Here is a 16,496-nt window from a genome sequence, read left to right as displayed (position 1 = left end):
AGCCATCCGGCTGGGTTTTTTGTTTGTGTGGAAGAAAACCAAGGGGTCTCCCATGTAGAGTAGCGGAGAGCCGCCCTAGTCATCGTCAGGCACTTATTATGAAAAATCCCCCAAGGCTTATGCTCTGGGGGATTTTTTTGCATGGTCGTGAGGGGTGAATAGTGAGGAGTGAGGGGAAATAGTGAGTAGAAAACGTTGGTGTAGGGGTATCGAACGAATATCCTGTTTCACCTCACACCTCACACCTCACACCTCACACCTCACACCTCACACCTCACACCTCACACCTCACCCTTTACTAGAGAAGCGTCTCCAGCGCCTCAATCAAACTATCCATCTCATCATCGGTGCCGATGGTGATGCGTAGGAAGTTGTTGAGATCCGAGGTATTAAAATGGCGCACCAGAATGCCTCGCTCGCGCAGGCCAGCAAATAGCTGCGCGCCTTCGTAATCAGGGTGCTGGGCGAGCACAAAGTTAGCCTTAGAGGGCAATACTTCAAAGCCCAATGCTTCAAGGCGCTGGCGAGTGCGTTCACGGGTGGTAATAACACGCTCGCGGCAGGCTTCAAAATGCTCGACATCTTTTAGTGCGGCGATGCCTACTAAGCTTGCTAAGCTATCTACAGGATAAGAGTTAAAAGAGTCTTTTACCCGCAGCAGGCCATCGATCAACTCCTCTGAGCCCACCGCATAGCCTAGCCGCAAGCCTGCCAAACTGCGAGATTTGGAAAACGTACCGGTGACTAATAGATTCGGATAGCGGTTAATCAGCGCAACAGCACTCTCCGCGCCAAAATCCACATACGCCTCATCCACGAGAACTACACGATCTGTGACTCGCTTAAGCAGCGTCTCAATTGCTGAAAGTGGGTGCGCGTGGCCCGTTGGCGCATTGGGGTTGGCAAAGATAACGCCGCTGCGGTTAGTCTCTGTCCCAAGCGCATCAATATCGATTTCCCACTGCTCACTGAGCGAGTGCTTGCGCAGCTCAACGCCATAAAGATTGGCGTAAACGGGGTAGAAGCTATAGGTGATGGCGGGTACGTCGAGTGGTGTGCCATGGCGGAAAAACGCTTGAAACGCTAATGCCAGCACTTCATCGGAACCATTACCAACAAACACTTGGCTGCTGGCTACCTGAAACGTCTCTGCCAACGCTTCCCGCAACGCTTTAGAGGTAGGGTCAGGGTATAGGCGCAGATGGTCTGTTGCATAGTCGCGCAGCGCCTCACCAACGCTTGGCGCTGGTGGATAAGGGTTTTCATTGGTATTGAGCTTAACAAGCTGCTCACGGGGCTGCTCGCCGGGCACGTAAGGGGTAAGTTCGCGAACGGCCGGACTCCAGTATTGGCTCATGTGGGTAACCTGATTATCCTAGCAAGGTGCACCATGGTCGCTTGAAGCCTTACTAAGCGCAAGCATTCGCATCGCTAGGGGTGTGCGTCGCACCTTGTAGCGGTTATGCTGTCACAAGTGCGCGTAAATAAATGTGATGTCCAACACGAGATTAAGGAGACACTCTATGCAACTTAAGAGTTTGCTGGCCGGTTCGGCCATGTTGGCACTGCTGGCTGGCTGTGCAAGCAGCCCTATGGAGCAGCAAGAAGAGGCGGCTACTGCACAGCAAAATTACCAAGGTTCACTACCTTGCCGTAACTGCGATGGTATTGATCTGGACGTCACGATGGTGGGTGAAGAGATGAGCGCGGCTGAAGAACGCACCTTCACGCTGAACGCTTCATATCGGAACCATCCTCAAACACCCCCGGATGAAAACTACGCGGGTAACTGGGAAGTGCTGACCGGTACGCCGTCTGATCCAGACGCTACGGTTTACGAACTGACGCCGGATGGTGATGGCCAAATCTACTACTTCATGCGCATTGATGAGAGCACGTTGGAGTTGATTGACCCAGAACGTCGTCGCTTTGAAAATGGTGAAATGCTGCAGCTAAAGCGCCAATAACGCGTTAGCCAGTAGTACAAAAGGCGGCCAATGGCCGCCTTTTGTGTTTGCTGGCAGTAGTGAATACAGCGGACGCGACGATTAAAAGCGATTAATAACAGTAAATGCTAACGGCAGCAAAGCGAACGTTGCCACTTAGTGACAGCAACCCTAGGAGTGTAATGGCAGTGGCCAAAGCCAAAAGCGCCTTTGTATGCACCGAGTGCGGCGCCGAATACCGTAAATGGCAGGGGCAATGTAGCAGTTGCCAGGAGTGGAACACACTCAGTGAAGTGCACCTGGCGAGCGCTCGCCCTGGTGGCGGCGCAGCCACCGGTCGAACGGGCTACGCGGGTGATCTATCCCGTGAAGTGATCGACCTGGGCAATGTGGATCTTAGTGAAGTGCCGCGTATGAGCTCGACGTTCGCGGAGTTTGATCGCGTGCTAGGCGGCGGTTTGGTACCCGGCTCAGCGGTTCTGCTGGGCGGCAATCCTGGGGCCGGTAAATCGACCCTGCTGCTGCAAACGGCCTGCAAACTAGCCCAGCAGCGGCGTATTCTCTATGTGACCGGTGAGGAGTCACTCTCCCAGGTAGCAATGCGTGCGCACCGCCTACAGCTGCCTACCAATGGCTTGAAAATGTTGGCCGAGACCAGCGTGGAAACTATCTTGGCGGTGGCTGAGCGCGAGAACCCCGAGATTCTGGTAATCGACTCTATCCAGACCATGCATCTGGAAGATATCAGCTCTGCACCCGGTGGCGTTGCCCAGGTGCGCGAGTCAGCCGCGGCGCTAACGCGCTTCGCCAAGAAAACCAATACGGTTTTGCTGCTGGTAGGTCACGTCACCAAGGATGGTAGCTTGGCGGGCCCTAAAGTGCTTGAGCATATGATCGATGCCTCGCTGTTATTGGAGGGTGGTGCCGACTCGCGCTTTCGCACGCTGCGGGGGCAGAAGAACCGCTTTGGCGCCGTGAACGAGCTAGGCGTTTTCGCCATGCTTGAACAGGGCCTTAAAGAAGTTAAAAACCCCAGCGCCATCTTTCTTTCTCGTCAGGAGGAGCAGGCGCCGGGTAGCTTAGTCATGGTGGTGTGGGAAGGCACTCGACCGATTCTGGTTGAGGTGCAGGCACTGGTAGATGAGTCCGCGCTGGGCAATCCTCGTCGGGTAGCGGTTGGCGTGGATCAAAACCGTTTAGCCATGCTGCTTGCGGTGCTTAATCGCCACGGTGGATTGTTTACGGGCGACCAGGATGTGTTCTTGAATGTCGTCGGAGGTGTCAAAGTGCTCGAAACCAGCGCCGACCTGGCGGTGCTGCTGGCCGTGGTTTCTAGCTTGCAAAATCGCGCACTGCCCAAAGAGTTAGTGGTATTTGGCGAGGTTGGGCTATCGGGCGAGATACGCCCGGTGCCGAGTGGCCAAGAGCGTATTGCCGAAGCGGCCAAGCACGGTTTTCTACGCGCCATTGTGCCGCGGGCTAACGCACCTAAGCAGGCGCCCAAGGGCATGGAGGTGATTGCCGTGGATAAACTCAGCGATGCGTTGGACGCCCTGTAGACTGAAGAGTGGGCTAAACTAATGATATCCCCCCAAAAGTGCCAAGGAGAGACACGATGAGTTCGATTCGCTTGACCCAATATAGCCACGGTGCGGGCTGTGGCTGCAAAATTGCTCCCGATGTACTGGATGGCATTCTCGCCAAGGCTGGGCCGGCTGCGGGTCATAAGAAACTTATCGTCGGCAACCAGGGGCGCGAAGATGCGGCGGTGTATGACCTTGGCGATGGTCGCGGCATGATCGCTACCACGGATTTCTTTATGCCCATTGTCGATGACCCCTTCGATTTTGGACGTATCGCGGCGACCAATGCCATCAGCGATGTTTACGCCATGGGAGGTACGCCAGTGATGGCGTTAGGCATTCTGGGCTGGCCGCTGGATAAGCTTAGCGCTGAAGTGGCAGGTGATGTAATGGCCGGGGCCCAGGCGGTGTGTCGCGAATTAGGCGTTGCCCTGGCGGGCGGTCACTCCATTGATGCGCCTGAGCCGATTTTTGGACTCGCTGTCAACGGCTTGGTCGACCTGGATAAGCTCAAGCTTAATAGCACCGCCAAACCGGGTGATCTGCTGTATCTAACCAAGCCGCTAGGGGTGGGTATGTTAACCACAGCCGAAAAACGCGGTTTGCTGCAAATGGGCCACCACGGCCTTGCACGCGAAACCATGCTCAAGCCCAACAGCATTGGCGTAAAGCTTGCCGATGTGAAAGGAGTGAACGCCATGACCGATGTCACCGGTTTTGGATTGGCGGGTCACCTTACTGAGATGTGCCAAGCCAGTAACGTCATGGCACAAATTGATTTCCGTAAGCTACCTCGCTTAGCCGAGGCCGAGTCCTATCGTCGCCAGGGCGCGGTGCCTGGCGGAACCCTGCGCAATCGCGATGCACTGGGTGACAATCTGCCGGCCATGGATGAAGCCCACTGGCAGTGGTTATGTGACCCTCAGACTTCTGGCGGCTTGTTACTGAGCGTTAACCCTGCCTGGGAGGATGACGTTGAACGTATTGGCCGCGAATTCGGCCTCTCATTACGCTCCTTTGGCGTCATGAAAGCGCGCCAGGACAACGCCTCCATTGAGGTGGTTGGGTGACGCTATCCACGACGCCAGCCGCCACCCCGGCAGTATTGAGTTTAATCACAGAAGAGCGACCGCTTATAGATGTGCGCGCCCCGGTGGAGTTTGCCCAGGGTGCGCTGCCCGGTGCCGTCAATCTGCCCTTGATGGATGATGATGAGCGTCATCAGGTGGGGGTTGCCTATAAAGAGCACGGCCAAGCCGCGGCGATTGAACTGGGCGAGCGCTTGGTCAGTGGCGAGGTCAAGCAGGCGCGGATTGCGGGATGGCAGGCGTATGTAGCCGACCATCCCGATGCAGTGATCTACTGCTTTCGTGGTGGGCTGCGTTCGCAAATTGCTCAGCAGTGGCTGGAAGAGGCCGGTATCTCAAGGTCACGGCTGGAGGGAGGCTGGAAAGCCATGCGCCAGGCGCTCTGTGAGCGCATTGATACAGCAGCGCGTCAGCCGATGCTGGTGGTTGCAGGGCTCACCGGATGTGCAAAAACAGCGCTGATAAATCAGCTCGATAACGGCGTCGACCTGGAAGCTTATGCGCACCATAAAGGCTCGGCCTTTGGGCGCAGGCCCGAAGAGCCTGCCACGCAAATCAACTTTGAGCATGCGCTGGCCAAGCGGCTAATCGGGCTGACGGAAGGGCTGGTGATCGAAGATGAGTCCCGTCAGATTGGTAACGCCAATATTCCGCTGACTTTCTGGCGAGCACTGCAGCAAGCGCCGCGGGTGCGTATCGAAATGCCGCTGGATTGGCGTCTTGCTCAGATTCAGCAGGACTATATTATCGATCTGGAACAGGCCTATGCCGCTCGTCATGGCGACTATCAAGGCTGGCAATTAATGCAGGCGCAGTTAAGTAATTCCCTTATCCGACTAGGCAAACGCTTGGGCAACGCCCGCCTTCAGCGCTTACAGCGGCTGCAGGCGCTGGCCTTCAAAGAGCATGCCCAGGGCAATCCCCAAGCCCACGAAGCCTGGCTTGCGCCGCTGCTTACCGAGTACTACGACCCGCTCTACCGTTACCACTTAGAGAAGCAGCGTGGCAGCGTACCGCCAGAGATTCATGTGGGTGATTGGGATAGTTGCCTGGAAGCCGCCAGGCAGTGGAACCGCTGACGGCGCTCCATCCTTCTGCGCTTACGCCGCTTTAAGCCACTGGGTCATCAGTCGGTCGAGCTGCGGCGCAAGGTGAATAAAGCGGTTGGGGTCTGCTAATATTTGCGCCGCATCCTGAACGAAGCGGGCGGTGGAAGGCGTGGCGGTGGGCCACTCAGCGCTCCCCAGCAACTGTTTGACACTTGCCGCGGTGGCTTCTAGGTGGCACAGCAGGCCGATAACGCGCCCTCTGTCCCAGGCAAACCCTTGCAGTGGCGCGGCTTCGCTACCGCCTAAGGGAAAGGCGTCGTCGGGTAGGCTGAAAACGTAGCGATGCCACATAAAAGCGGTGAAGGTTTCGGGTAAATCGAGCGAGTTTTCTGGCGCCAGGGTGACCGTATGCCAGCCTGTTTCCGGGTAGGTACCAGGCGCCACCACTGAGCCCAGCGCCTGGGCTATCCAGTGAGCGCCCAGGCCTATGCCTAACAGCGGTTTTTGGCCATCCAAGTAGCGGTTGATCAGCTTATCTTCCGCTTTAAACCACGCCGGTGGTTGGTCGAGTAGCGCCTCTGGGCCATCAAGGACAATCAACGCATCGGATTCGTTTGGGCGGGGGCTAAGCTCGCCTGCGTAGAGATGAAAAACGGTGTAACTATGGCCCATGTTGGTCAGCCAATCGGTTAAACGGGCGGGGCCATGGTCAGGGCCGTGCTGTAGCAGATGAATATGCATGGTAATCTCCTCGCCGGCCGTACAATCATCAAAGCGCTGGGGATCGCCCCAAGCGTAGAGAAACGATAACGTACCCGCTAACTTTCACCAATAACCCACGTCAAGCGATCCAGGAAATCAGTATGGTGTCGAAACCCCAGGGCTTTTACCAACGGTTGCAAGAACTCCCTCTACCTGCCCAGCAAGCCTTTATGGCAGCACTGTGCGAGCGCTTGCTGCCTAACTATGTGCTCTATGAGCAAACCACCGGCCAGGGTGATAGCCATACACTAGGGACTGTGCTGAGTTTGGTCTGGGAGCGGCTTAATGTACCCAATGCCAGTATCGATTTTGCCCGCCAAGCGGAAAAGTTAGCCGAGTGCGAGCCGCCTGAGGAGGATGACAGCTTTGGCGCCCGGCGAGCCCTGGATGCGGTGGTGTCTGTCTCGGCGCTGCTGGATACCTTGCAAGGCGACTCTCCAGAGGCGGTGCTGGACGTTAGCCGCACCTCTCGAGCGGGCGTACGCGCCTTTATAGAGCTCACTGAAGGTGAGGTCGACTCGCAAGCGTTGGCGCTGATTATTCGTGACCATCCGCTGATGGCCGACGAAAACGACTTCCAGGACGCCGTGTTGGAAGCCGTTAGCGGCTCGCTGGATAAAGTGGTGCTGAAAGAGGTGCGAAAATTAGGTCGCAATGGCGGTATCAGCAACCTGGGGTTATCGCTGGACGAGGTCGAGGAGTAGCGGCTAAAAGCGCACTCCTGCCGTTATCATCATGCCGGCGGCGCCAAACACAATCAGGTCAGACTCAAAACGGCCCCATTGCACCCCGATACTGGGGAGTGCGGCTGGGGCAACTTCCAAGTGGTTGAGCGGAATTTTGTCGCGATACTCGCCTTTATATCCGCGCAGGAGACCACCGGTGAGTTTGGCGCGCACGTTTAACCCCTGATCGGTTTGCCAAAGGGGAAACTCCCGCCCCGCATAGAAGTACCAAGTGGGTTGATCAAAGGAGTTTTTGAACCAAGCCGCGCCCGCTAGCCAGTTATTCGGGTTATGCAGTTCAAGGCTGATCAGGTCTTGCTGATTGGTATGTTCCGGGTCGGGACTGAAGTGGCGGGTATAAAAGCTGGTTTGCACCAGGGTATGATCCCACTCCAGTGCCGGTGTCCAATCAGGTAGCGAGAATGCGGTAGCAGGCATACTAAACAGCAAGCCTGCTAGCCATCCTATCCATGGATGTGAGCGAAACATTCGAAGCTCCTGGTTGATAAAGGGCATTTTAAAGACGCATTTCGATACCGCGTTCGGCCATATAGCGCTTAGCTTCGGGAATGGTGTATTCGCCAAAGTGGAAAATGCTCGCGGCCAGCACCGCATCGGCGCCACCTTTGAGCACCCCTTCCACGAAGTGATCCAAGTTGCCCACACCGCCCGAGGCAATCACGGGTACGCTCACCGCTTCGGAAATCGCGTGGGTAACGCCCAGGTCAAAACCACTCTTGGTGCCGTCGCGATCCATGCTGGTGAGCAGCAGTTCACCGGCACCGAACGCGACCATCTTCTTCGCCCACTCAACGGCATCCAGGCCCGTTGGGCGGCGTCCACCATGGGTGAAAATCTCCCAGCGGGGTGTTTCTCCCTCTTTCGATACGCGCTTGGCATCAATCGCCACCACAATGCACTGGCTACCAAAGCGCTCGGCGGCTTCGCGCACAAACTCAGGGTTAGTGACCGCGGCGGTGTTGATGGAGACCTTGTCCGCTCCAGCATTCAACATGGTGCGTATATCGTCGCAGCTGCGAATGCCGCCGCCGACGGTCAGTGGGATAAACACTTCACCGGCAATGCGCTCCACCATCTCCACCGTGGTGTCGCGGTCTTCGTGGCTGGCAGTAATATCGAGAAAAGTGATTTCATCGGCGCCCTGCTGGTTATAGCGCTGGGCAATCTCCACCGGATCACCGGCATCGCGAATGCCGACAAAGTTAACGCCTTTGACCACGCGTCCTGCATCTACGTCCAGGCAAGGAATAATGCGTTTGGTAAGGGTCATGAAGCGCCTCCCGTCAGTTGGTCGCTCAATCGCTGGGCTTCAGCCACATCCAGGCTGCCTTCGTAAATTGCCCGGCCGGTAATCGCGCCCAGGATACCGCTATCAGCTACTTCGCAGAGGGCTTTGATATCGTCCAGATTGGTCACACCACCCGAGGCAATGACGGGCAAACCGCCTTCACGGGCCAGTTGTGCGGTGGCTTCCACGTTGACGCCCTGCATCATGCCGTCGCGGGCAATGTCGGTATAGACGATGCTGGAAACACCGTCGTTGGCGAAACGCTTGGCAAGCTCAGTGGCTTTTACCGTGGAGACTTCGGCCCAGCCATCGGTGGCGACATAGCCATCTTTGGCATCGAGTCCCACGATCACATGGCCAGGAAAGGCGCGGCACATCTCACCCACAAACGCAGGCTCTTTCACTGCCTTGGTGCCGATAATCACATAAGAGACACCGGCGCTTAAGTAGTGCTCAATGGTTTCCGCACTGCGGATACCGCCACCGATTTGAATCGGCAGGTTGGGATAGGCGCGGGCGATAGCGGTGACAGCGTCGCCATTGACCGGCTTGCCCTCGAAGGCGCCGTTCAAATCGACTAAGTGAAGACGGCGGGCGCCAGCTTCAATCCAGCGCGCCGCCATGGCCACCGGGTCATCGCCGTAAGAGGTCGCGTCTTCCATGCGGCCCTGCTTCAACCGGACGCACTGGCCGTCTTTGAGATCAATAGCGGGAATTACCAACATACAAAATCCTCTCAGGGCGTCCAGTTAACAAAATTTTCAAGCAGGCGGAGGCCCGCGCGTGAGCTCTTTTCGGGGTGAAACTGCACCGCGAAGGTCGAATCCCGGCCAATGGCTACGTGGGCGCTTACCTTACCGTATTGAGTCGTGCCAAACACCTGGGCATCTTCCTCGGCATTAACGTAGTAGCTATGCACGAAGTAGAAGTGTTCGTGGTTATCAATACCTGCCCAGAGCGGGTGTTCATGGTGCTGTTCGACCACATTCCAGCCCATGTGCGGTACTTTTAAACGCTGCTCGTGGGCGTCGCGCATATCGCCAGGAAAACGATCCACACTGCCTTTAAAGAAACCCAGGCACTCCACGCCGCCGTTCTCTTCACTGCGCTCCAGCAACATCTGTTGGCCCACGCAAATCCCCAGCAGCGGTTTAGCCTGGCGGGTTAAAATATCATCCACCAGCCCGCGTAACTCGGTGCGTTCAAGTTCGCCAACGCAATCACGAATGGCTCCCTGGCCTGGCAGCACTAAACGCGTGGCGCCAAGGATACGGCGTGGGTCGCGGGTAATGACAACATTCTCATGGGTCACATGCTCCAGCGCTTTGGCGACAGAATGAAGATTGCCCATTCCGTAGTCGATCACAGCAATGGTCATGAAGCGCTCCTTGGAATAGTTGTTAAAATGTTGCTTAAGGCAGCACTTGGTACGGTGCTCGCATTCGGGCTAGCGGAGAGCAGCATTACAAACTCCCCTTGGTGGAAGGCATTTGGCCTTCCATGCGGGGGTCTTCCGCTACGGCCATACGCAGCGCCCGGCCAAAGGCTTTAAAAATCGTTTCCGCCTGGTGGTGAGCATTAAAGCCTTTAATGTTGTCGATATGCAGCGTTACCCGAGCGTGATTGACGAAGCCCTGGAAAAACTCCCAGAACAGCTGAGTGTCCAGGCTACCGATGGTGTCGCGGGTGAATTCGACATTCATATAAAGGCCCGGCCGACCGGAAAAATCGATCACCACGCGAGAGAGCGCTTCATCAAGGGGAACATAGGCGTGACCATAGCGGTAAATGCCGCGCTTATCGCCAATGGCTTTAAAAAAAGCTTGGCCTAGGGTAATTCCCAGGTCTTCTACGGTATGGTGGTCATCGATATGCAGGTCGCCAGTGGCATTGATATCAAGATCAATCATCCCGTGGCGGGCAACTTGATCAAGCATATGATCCAGAAACGGAACACCGGTTTGGCTGCTAAGGCGGCCTTCGCCGTCGAGGTTGACGCTGACCTTGATCTGCGTTTCGTTGGTGTCACGGCTAACCGTGGCAATACGCGCTGACATGTTGCATCTCCTGCGCTGAAGCGCACTCTGAGGGACGGCTGGTGGCTCTCATCAACTTACCACTGTTTGATCAGCCGGTAGCGAAGCGACCATTATAGTGAATCGGCGCCCTCATCCGCTACAATGCGCGAAATGTAGCCGCAATCAATTGTGGCAAAAATAGCAGCCAAGCTGCTTTGGCGAAGAGGATTTCACCATGCCGGTGACACTGCACCATGTCGACCAGGCCCGTTGGGAAGCCGATGAGCAGGTGCGCCTTGATCTAGTGCGCATCTACCAGGATGCGCCCCAAGAGCGTATGCCCACCCCAACGGTTGAGCCATTTATTGAACAACATTTTGCAGGCCAGCACTTTTTTGCCTGCGCACTCTTTAATGATCGGCTGCTGGGGGCGGTTGCTGTTCAGGAGGGCCAAGACCGAGCGTGGTGGCTGTCTGAACTCTGCGTGCGCAAAACCACCCGCCGCCGGGGCGTCGGCTCGCGCCTGATGGCCTTACTTGGCGAGCAAGCCAAGCAGGAAGGCCGCGTACTGCGCATTGAAACGTCCACGTTACCACTGGCCGACCGCGTGCTGCTCTCCAAGCTAGGTTATCGGCCAATGGCTAATCCAGAAACGCCGGCAGCGGGTATGCCCGCCACCAGTGATTTTGTTGAGTTAGACCCACAAGGGAAAGGGTAATGAAACAGCTATTACGTATCTTGCTGGCAGCGGTCGGCATTCTCGCCATCGTTGCGGTCGCCGCCGTGGTCTACGTGACCACCTTTCTGGATCCAGAGGATTTCAAGCCCCGTTTAACCGCCGTCGTGGAGGAGCAAACCGGGCTCAACTTGGCGTTGGAAGGCCCAATTACCTGGTCATTCTACCCGCGTATTGGCGTTAGCGTAGAGAAAGCCCGTGCCTGGCTTCCAGAACAGACTGAAGAGAGCGCTGCTTTTGCCGCTATTGACCGCGCAGAAGTAAGCGTCGCATTTGGCCCGCTGCTGCGCGGGGAAATTGCCGTTGACGGCCTAACCCTGGACGGTATGCGCCTTAACCTAGAGCGCGATGCCCAAGGCGAAGGTAACTGGGAGCCGTTGTTAGAGCGCCTCTCAGAGCACAATGAAAGCGCCGCTGAAACGGTGCTGGCGCCCGCCAGCGCAGGCCCCAATGCGGACGCCGGTAGCTTGGCCGTGGTGCTAAGTATTGCCAGCGTTGAAGTGAAAAACGCCGACATTCGCTTCCGCGATGCGCAAACCCAAGCACTGTGGCGTATGCAGCAACTAAATATCTCGGGTAGCAACGTCAACCCGCTGCGCGCCTTTCCGCTGAAGGCTATGTTCACACTGACCAAACATAACCGGCTCGATGCCGAGGCCTTGGAACGTACCCCAGACCTGACCAGTGAGATTAATCTCGAAACCCGCGTGCGGCTTGGTTTAGCAGATAAGCTTTTCGCCCTTGAAAATATGGCGCTGACCACCCGCACGACGCAAGGTGCTGAGGGAGAGCCGCAGCAACTCAGCTTGAAAGCCGCCGAGTTTCTCGCCCGAGTGGGCGAGCAGCAGCTCACCATCAAAGAGGGGCTGCTTGAGACAGGACTGCGCAATGCAGATAACTGGCAAGGCAGCTTGGCGTTGGCGCTTGCCTTTGGCCTGGAGGGGGATTGGCAGGCACAAACGGCCCAGCTCAAGGAGCTGCAACTTACCGGGCCGGATGGGCTCAGGGTGAGTGGGCACCTTAATATTGAGCAGCTACGTGATGCCCCCAAGTATCGGGGCCAGCTAACCGCTGCGCCGTTTACGCTACGCCCCTGGCTTGCCCGCGCTGGCGTTACGCTCACTACCGCGGGCGAGGCTGCGCTCAGTGATGTCGCCATGACCAGCCCCGTTGAAGGTGATACCGAACAACTCTCGCTGCCTAGCCTCTCGTTAGTGATTGATGACAGCACCTTTACCGGTGAACTGGCGGCCGCGCTGGATGGCTCACGCCTGGCGTTCGATTTAGCCGGTGATCAGCTAGACCTGGATCGTTATCTACCCGGTGAGGCCACCGCCGAACAGGCCAGCCGCGGCTTGTTACGTAAAGCTTTTGCCCAGGAGTCCAACACCTTGCTGCCGCAATCGTTGCTCAGTGGGCTGGCGCTAGAGGGCGACCTGAGTGTCGATACGCTTATTTTTGCAGGCCTTACCTTCAACAAACCACGCTTGCAGCTGCGTGGCGACGACGGCGTTCATCGGCTAACGGCGTTTGAGTCTGGTTTCTACGCAGGTGAACTCAGCGCTACCGGCCAAGTTGATGCGAGGGAGTCTATTCTGGAGTGGTCGCTATCGCCCACCATTAACAACGTCCAGATGGCGCCGCTGATTGAAGCGATCAGCGAAGAGGAAGAGGCGTCACCACTGCGTGGCCGCTTAAATCTATCTGGCGACCTTACCAGTCAGGGCAATACCCGCGAAGCACTCATCGGCAACCTCAATGGTGCGCTTAATGCTCGTCTAAACGATGGCGCTATTTTAAATACCAATATTTCCAAACAGATGTGCGAGCTGGTGGCCCAGTTAGAGGGGGAAGGCACTTTGCGGGATTGGCACACCGATACTCGCTTTGAGCGCTTTGATGCTACCTTCCAAATCAGCAACGGCTTAGTGAAGAGTGACGACCTGCTCATTACCCTGCCCGGTATCGATGTGCGTGGAGAGGGCGAACTCAACCTTGCCAGCTTGAACTTTGATACCCGTGCGAATGCTCGTTTGGTCGACACCGCCGACGCGGCCTGTGAGGTCAATCCGCGCCTTGAGCAGTTGCCGCTGCCGGTGCGCTGTGAAGGTGATTTCGGCGATGAGCGCACCGAGTGGTGCCGCTTTGACCGCGAGATGTTCCAAACCGCTGTCGTTGATCTGCTGCGTAACGAAGCTGGAGATCGCGTAAATGAAGAGATAGAAGAGCGCCTGGGCGACTCTTTAGATGAACTCGACGAACGCCTTGGTGAAGGTGCAGCCAAAGAACTTCGCGATGGCCTTCGCAGCCTGTTTAACTAAGCATCACAGGATGTGAAGTGACGCATTCATTGAAACAGTAAGTGTTGCGCCGGCCTAAACGCCGGCGCTTTTTTATTTGCACGGGTGTCTGCCCATTGCTGTTTCATATACCCATTTCTGTTTAAGGAGCGTACATGGCAGATATGCCCACCCCCCGGCTGGCGGCAAACGAATTCCAACAGCGCTTACTGGCCTGGTTCGACCGATATGGCCGTCACGACTTGCCGTGGCAGTCACCGCGTAGCGCCTACCGCGTGTGGGTGTCGGAAATCATGCTGCAGCAAACCCAGGTGGCTACCGTTATAGGCTATTTTGAGCGTTTTATGGCGCGCTTTCCTACTCTGGAAAGTCTTGCCAAGGCACCACAGGATGAAGTACTGCATCTCTGGACGGGCCTTGGCTACTATGCCCGTGCGCGCAACTTGCATAAAGCTGCCCAGGTTGCCTGGGAGGAGCATAATGGTGAGCTGCCGACTAAGAGTATCGACGCGTTAGTCGCCTTGCCCGGTATTGGCCGCTCCACCGCTGGCGCTATTGTTGCGCAAAGCACAGGGCAGCGGGCCGCTATTCTAGATGGCAATGTAAAGCGCTCGCTCACTCGCCTGCATGCGTTGCCCGGCTGGCCGGGTAAGCCAGATGTAGAGAGAAAATTGTGGGCGCTTGCGGAGTACTACACCCCCGCAGAGCGCCTGGCGGATTATACCCAGGCGATGATGGATTTTGGCGCCACGCTATGTAAACGCAGCAAGCCAGACTGCCTGAGTTGCCCGTTTAACGATGTCTGTTTGGCCTATGCCCAAGGCGAACCAAAGCGCTACCCGGAGTCCAAACCTAAAAAGGCGCTGCCCACACGACAAACGATCATGCTGATGCTGCGTGACCCGCAAGGCCGGGTATGGCTGGAACAGCGTCCGCCTAGTGGTTTATGGGGAGGGTTATGGAGTTTGCCGCAGTTCGACAGCCACAGCGAACTCAACGACTGGCTTGAGGTTAACGCCGTTAACCCTAAGCGGGATACGACGTCGCCCAGCTTTTACCATACCTTTAGTCATTTTCGCTTAGAAATTACCCCGCAGCCAGTGAGCTGCGATAGGCTGGGCGGTGTTCGCGAAAGCGGCGTATGGTACGACGTTAACTATCCGCCCGAGCTGGGGCTTGCCGCCCCCGTTAAAGCGCTGCTCAGCCAGCTAACGCCCTTTAGCCTCAACCCAACACCCGGGCACGCCTAGGCGTTTGCTAGCAGGTTGGGTTGGTTGAGATCATTGCATCAAATCCACATCCCTGAACCAGGAGTACGTTATGAGTAATACTGTTTTTTGCCGCAAGTACCAAAAGGAGCTAGAAGCCCTGCCCTTCCCGCCTTTACCGGGTAAGCAGGGTCAAGAGATTCAGGCCACCGTTTCCAAGCCCGCCTGGGAAGCCTGGCAGGCGCTGCAAACCCGCCTGATCAATGAGAAACACCTCAACATGCTCGACCCTGAATCCAGGGCGTACTTGATGGAGCAGATGCAGCGCTTCCTGGACAACCAGGAGACCGACCAAGCCGAAGGTTATGTACCGCCTACTCAGGCATAACCTGCGTAGTCATAAATAGCTGTCATCAATAGCGGGCATGAAGAGAGGGTGAGGAGGGCGATTAGGAAGAGCAACTGACTTGTCATCAGTGGCTCTCAGCCTGTGAACAAGGCAGCGCGAGCTAACGGTGGCGCAGGAAAAAAGACCCCTAAGCATCGGTATCGCAAGAAAGTTTCACAAAGGTGTTGACGAAAAGCGGCGTTTTTAGTTTAATACGCACCGTTGGCAGCGGCCAGATAGCTCAGTTGGTAGAGCAGGGGATTGAAAATCCCCGTGTCGGCGGTTCGATTCCGTCTCTGGCCACCACACTGCTGGGGTATCGCCAAGTGGTAAGGCACCGGTTTTTGGTATCGGCATTCCCAGGTTCGAATCCTGGTACCCCAGCCATTGCCAACAAGATTTCTTGTTGATTGCAAAGCCTAACAGCAAAGCAGTCATTTTCTCAAGAAAACGTGAAGCGCCGACATAGCTCAGTTGGTAGAGCAACTGACTTGTAATCAGTAGGTCCCGGGTTCGACTCCTGGTGTCGGCACCACTGAAAAGTGGTTAAAAGCAAAGCGTTAGAGAATTAGATTAAGCCGTCCGAAAGGGCGGCTTTTTCGTATCTGCAGTATCTATCCAGCATTGGCGTTATCCACATCCACTATTTATTTAGGGTTGTGGATAACGCGCTATTCAGGAAGCTTGCTTTCACCTGTATATCTGTTAGATAACCAGCGAAGCTTTATAACTTTAAAGGTAGCGTTGCCTTGCCATATTACTAATAAAGATGCACCGCTTCGAAGGCCGCCAGTGGTTCATTATTATCCCCTGAGAGGATAAGCTTTGCGCCATCCACGCTCCATGCTGTTACCTGCTTGAGTGCGGTTAGAAAGTCTCGCTCAGTTTTCATTTGGGCCGTTGGGCAGGCCATTTTAGTGCTGGCGATTTGACCAAATGCTATTTGCTCATTTTCCACACGGTAGGTGCCCATCAAGGTATTGCAGCCGGTAGCACCGGCTAAGCGTGAAGCCTCTTGATGAAGAACCAAGTGAGCTTCACGAAAGTTCTCATGAGTGACGACCGGCGTGCCATCGAGCATCACCAGCTTCCAATAGGTATTGATCAATGATTCATCCGGGGATGTGATGGACTTATGGGAATCCGTAGCGGCTACGGTGCAGCCGGAGGTCATTAATAAAATTCCTATAAATCCACATATCGCTAGCAGCCGTTTCAAGTTTCTATTCCTTAATAATCTAATGGGCAGAGATGCCGTCATTATAATATTCTTCGGTAAATTACCGCATTGCTTTTAAATTAAATTCGTATTCACTATTCCTGAATTCAAACATTAAGCGCAGCACCCGCGGTTTTTAGCTCCCCTGAATACTCTCCCAGGAAC

At 55.8% G+C, this 16,496-nt stretch carries 17 protein-coding genes and 3 tRNA genes; 12 read left to right on the top strand and 8 right to left on the bottom strand.

The window, feature by feature from the left end; translation table 11 throughout:
• Positions 1-298 precede the first annotated feature (298 nt).
• Positions 299-1,357 carry a histidinol-phosphate transaminase gene (gene hisC / locus JI62_RS06070; RefSeq protein ID WP_088699302.1) on the bottom strand — a complete coding sequence of 353 codons (1,059 nt, stop codon included), beginning with the start codon at positions 1,355-1,357 and terminating at the stop codon, positions 299-301.
• 166 nt (positions 1,358-1,523) lie between these two features.
• On the opposite strand from hisC, the gene JI62_RS06065 reads away from it, so the two are divergent.
• The 4 genes from JI62_RS06065 (at position 1,524) to mnmH (ending at position 5,696) form a co-directional block, all read left to right on the top strand.
• A complete protein-coding gene (locus tag JI62_RS06065) occupies positions 1,524-1,967 on the top strand; it encodes a copper resistance protein NlpE N-terminal domain-containing protein (protein ID WP_088699301.1) in 444 nt (147 codons plus the stop codon).
• A gap of 167 nt (positions 1,968-2,134) precedes the next feature.
• Positions 2,135-3,505 carry a DNA repair protein RadA gene (radA, locus tag JI62_RS06060; RefSeq protein WP_088699303.1) on the top strand — a complete coding sequence of 457 codons (1,371 nt, stop codon included), beginning with the start codon at positions 2,135-2,137 and terminating at the stop codon, positions 3,503-3,505.
• A gap of 56 nt (positions 3,506-3,561) precedes the next feature.
• Positions 3,562-4,599, top strand: a complete 1,038-nt coding sequence (selD, locus tag JI62_RS06055) for a selenide, water dikinase SelD (RefSeq protein WP_088699300.1) — start codon at positions 3,562-3,564, stop codon at positions 4,597-4,599.
• Entirely contained in the window at positions 4,596-5,696 is a 1,101-nt protein-coding gene (mnmH, locus tag JI62_RS06050; RefSeq protein WP_088699299.1) for a tRNA 2-selenouridine(34) synthase MnmH, read from the top strand. Before selD ends, mnmH begins: the two co-directional genes overlap by 4 nt.
• Before the next feature lie 21 nt (positions 5,697-5,717).
• Here mnmH and JI62_RS06045 read toward each other — a convergent pair whose 3' ends face one another.
• A complete protein-coding gene (locus tag JI62_RS06045) occupies positions 5,718-6,407 on the bottom strand; it encodes a type 1 glutamine amidotransferase (protein ID WP_088699298.1) in 690 nt (229 codons plus the stop codon).
• 122 nt (positions 6,408-6,529) lie between these two features.
• Here JI62_RS06045 and JI62_RS06040 point away from each other — a divergent pair, with 122 nt between their 5' ends.
• The gene (locus JI62_RS06040) at positions 6,530-7,132 is read left to right on the top strand and encodes a YjaG family protein (RefSeq protein WP_088699297.1); all 603 of its coding nucleotides are present in this window, start codon (positions 6,530-6,532) and stop codon (positions 7,130-7,132) included.
• 3 nt (positions 7,133-7,135) lie between these two features.
• On the opposite strand, the gene JI62_RS06035 is transcribed toward JI62_RS06040, so the two are convergent.
• From JI62_RS06035 to hisB, 5 genes are all read right to left on the bottom strand, one after another.
• Positions 7,136-7,642 (bottom strand): hypothetical protein, encoded by a 507-nt coding sequence (locus JI62_RS06035; protein WP_088699296.1) that lies wholly within the window; start codon positions 7,640-7,642, stop codon positions 7,136-7,138.
• A 28-nt stretch (positions 7,643-7,670) separates the two neighbouring features.
• Positions 7,671-8,444: an imidazole glycerol phosphate synthase subunit HisF gene (hisF, locus tag JI62_RS06030; protein WP_088699295.1), complete on the bottom strand. Its 774-nt coding sequence runs from the start codon at positions 8,442-8,444 to the stop codon at positions 7,671-7,673.
• A complete protein-coding gene (hisA, locus tag JI62_RS06025) occupies positions 8,441-9,187 on the bottom strand; it encodes a 1-(5-phosphoribosyl)-5-[(5-phosphoribosylamino)methylideneamino]imidazole-4-carboxamide isomerase (RefSeq protein ID WP_088699294.1) in 747 nt (248 codons plus the stop codon). The genes hisF and hisA overlap by 4 nt, the downstream gene beginning before the upstream one ends.
• Positions 9,188-9,198: 11 nt before the next feature.
• Positions 9,199-9,840, bottom strand: a complete 642-nt coding sequence (gene hisH / locus JI62_RS06020; RefSeq protein WP_088699293.1) for an imidazole glycerol phosphate synthase subunit HisH — start codon at positions 9,838-9,840, stop codon at positions 9,199-9,201.
• A gap of 85 nt (positions 9,841-9,925) precedes the next feature.
• Positions 9,926-10,519, bottom strand: coding sequence for an imidazoleglycerol-phosphate dehydratase HisB (hisB, locus tag JI62_RS06015; protein WP_088699292.1), 594 nt, complete (start codon positions 10,517-10,519; stop codon positions 9,926-9,928).
• A gap of 196 nt (positions 10,520-10,715) precedes the next feature.
• On the opposite strand from hisB, the gene JI62_RS06010 reads away from it, so the two are divergent.
• The 7 genes from JI62_RS06010 (at position 10,716) to JI62_RS05980 (ending at position 15,647) form a co-directional block, all read left to right on the top strand.
• The gene (locus tag JI62_RS06010) at positions 10,716-11,198 is read left to right on the top strand and encodes a GNAT family N-acetyltransferase (protein WP_088699291.1); all 483 of its coding nucleotides are present in this window, start codon (positions 10,716-10,718) and stop codon (positions 11,196-11,198) included.
• Complete coding sequence (locus JI62_RS06005; protein ID WP_088699290.1) at positions 11,198-13,537, top strand: AsmA family protein; 2,340 nt, start codon at positions 11,198-11,200, stop codon at positions 13,535-13,537. Before JI62_RS06010 ends, JI62_RS06005 begins: the two co-directional genes overlap by 1 nt.
• Positions 13,538-13,671: 134 nt before the next feature.
• On the top strand, positions 13,672-14,766 hold the full coding sequence (gene mutY / locus JI62_RS06000; protein WP_088699289.1) for an A/G-specific adenine glycosylase: 1,095 nt from the start codon (positions 13,672-13,674) through the stop codon (positions 14,764-14,766).
• A gap of 70 nt (positions 14,767-14,836) precedes the next feature.
• Positions 14,837-15,112 carry an oxidative damage protection protein gene (locus tag JI62_RS05995; RefSeq protein ID WP_035585612.1) on the top strand — a complete coding sequence of 92 codons (276 nt, stop codon included), beginning with the start codon at positions 14,837-14,839 and terminating at the stop codon, positions 15,110-15,112.
• A gap of 230 nt (positions 15,113-15,342) precedes the next feature.
• A tRNA-Phe gene (locus JI62_RS05990) sits at positions 15,343-15,418 on the top strand.
• Between the two features lie 6 nt (positions 15,419-15,424).
• Positions 15,425-15,499, top strand: a tRNA-Gln gene (locus tag JI62_RS05985).
• Positions 15,500-15,571: 72 nt separating this feature from the next.
• Positions 15,572-15,647 (top strand) — tRNA-Thr (locus JI62_RS05980).
• Positions 15,648-15,872: 225 nt separating this feature from the next.
• Here the strand turns inward: JI62_RS05980 and JI62_RS05975 are convergent.
• Complete coding sequence (locus JI62_RS05975) at positions 15,873-16,286, bottom strand: META domain-containing protein (RefSeq protein ID WP_170938490.1); 414 nt, start codon at positions 16,284-16,286, stop codon at positions 15,873-15,875.
• Positions 16,287-16,496: the final 210 nt, after the last annotated feature.

This window comes from Halomonas campaniensis, assembly GCF_002211105.1.
GTDB lineage: Bacteria > Pseudomonadota > Gammaproteobacteria > Pseudomonadales > Halomonadaceae > Vreelandella > Vreelandella campaniensis_A.
The sequence above is the reverse complement of the archived record's forward strand: the minus strand, read 5'-3'. Positions and strand labels throughout refer to the sequence as shown.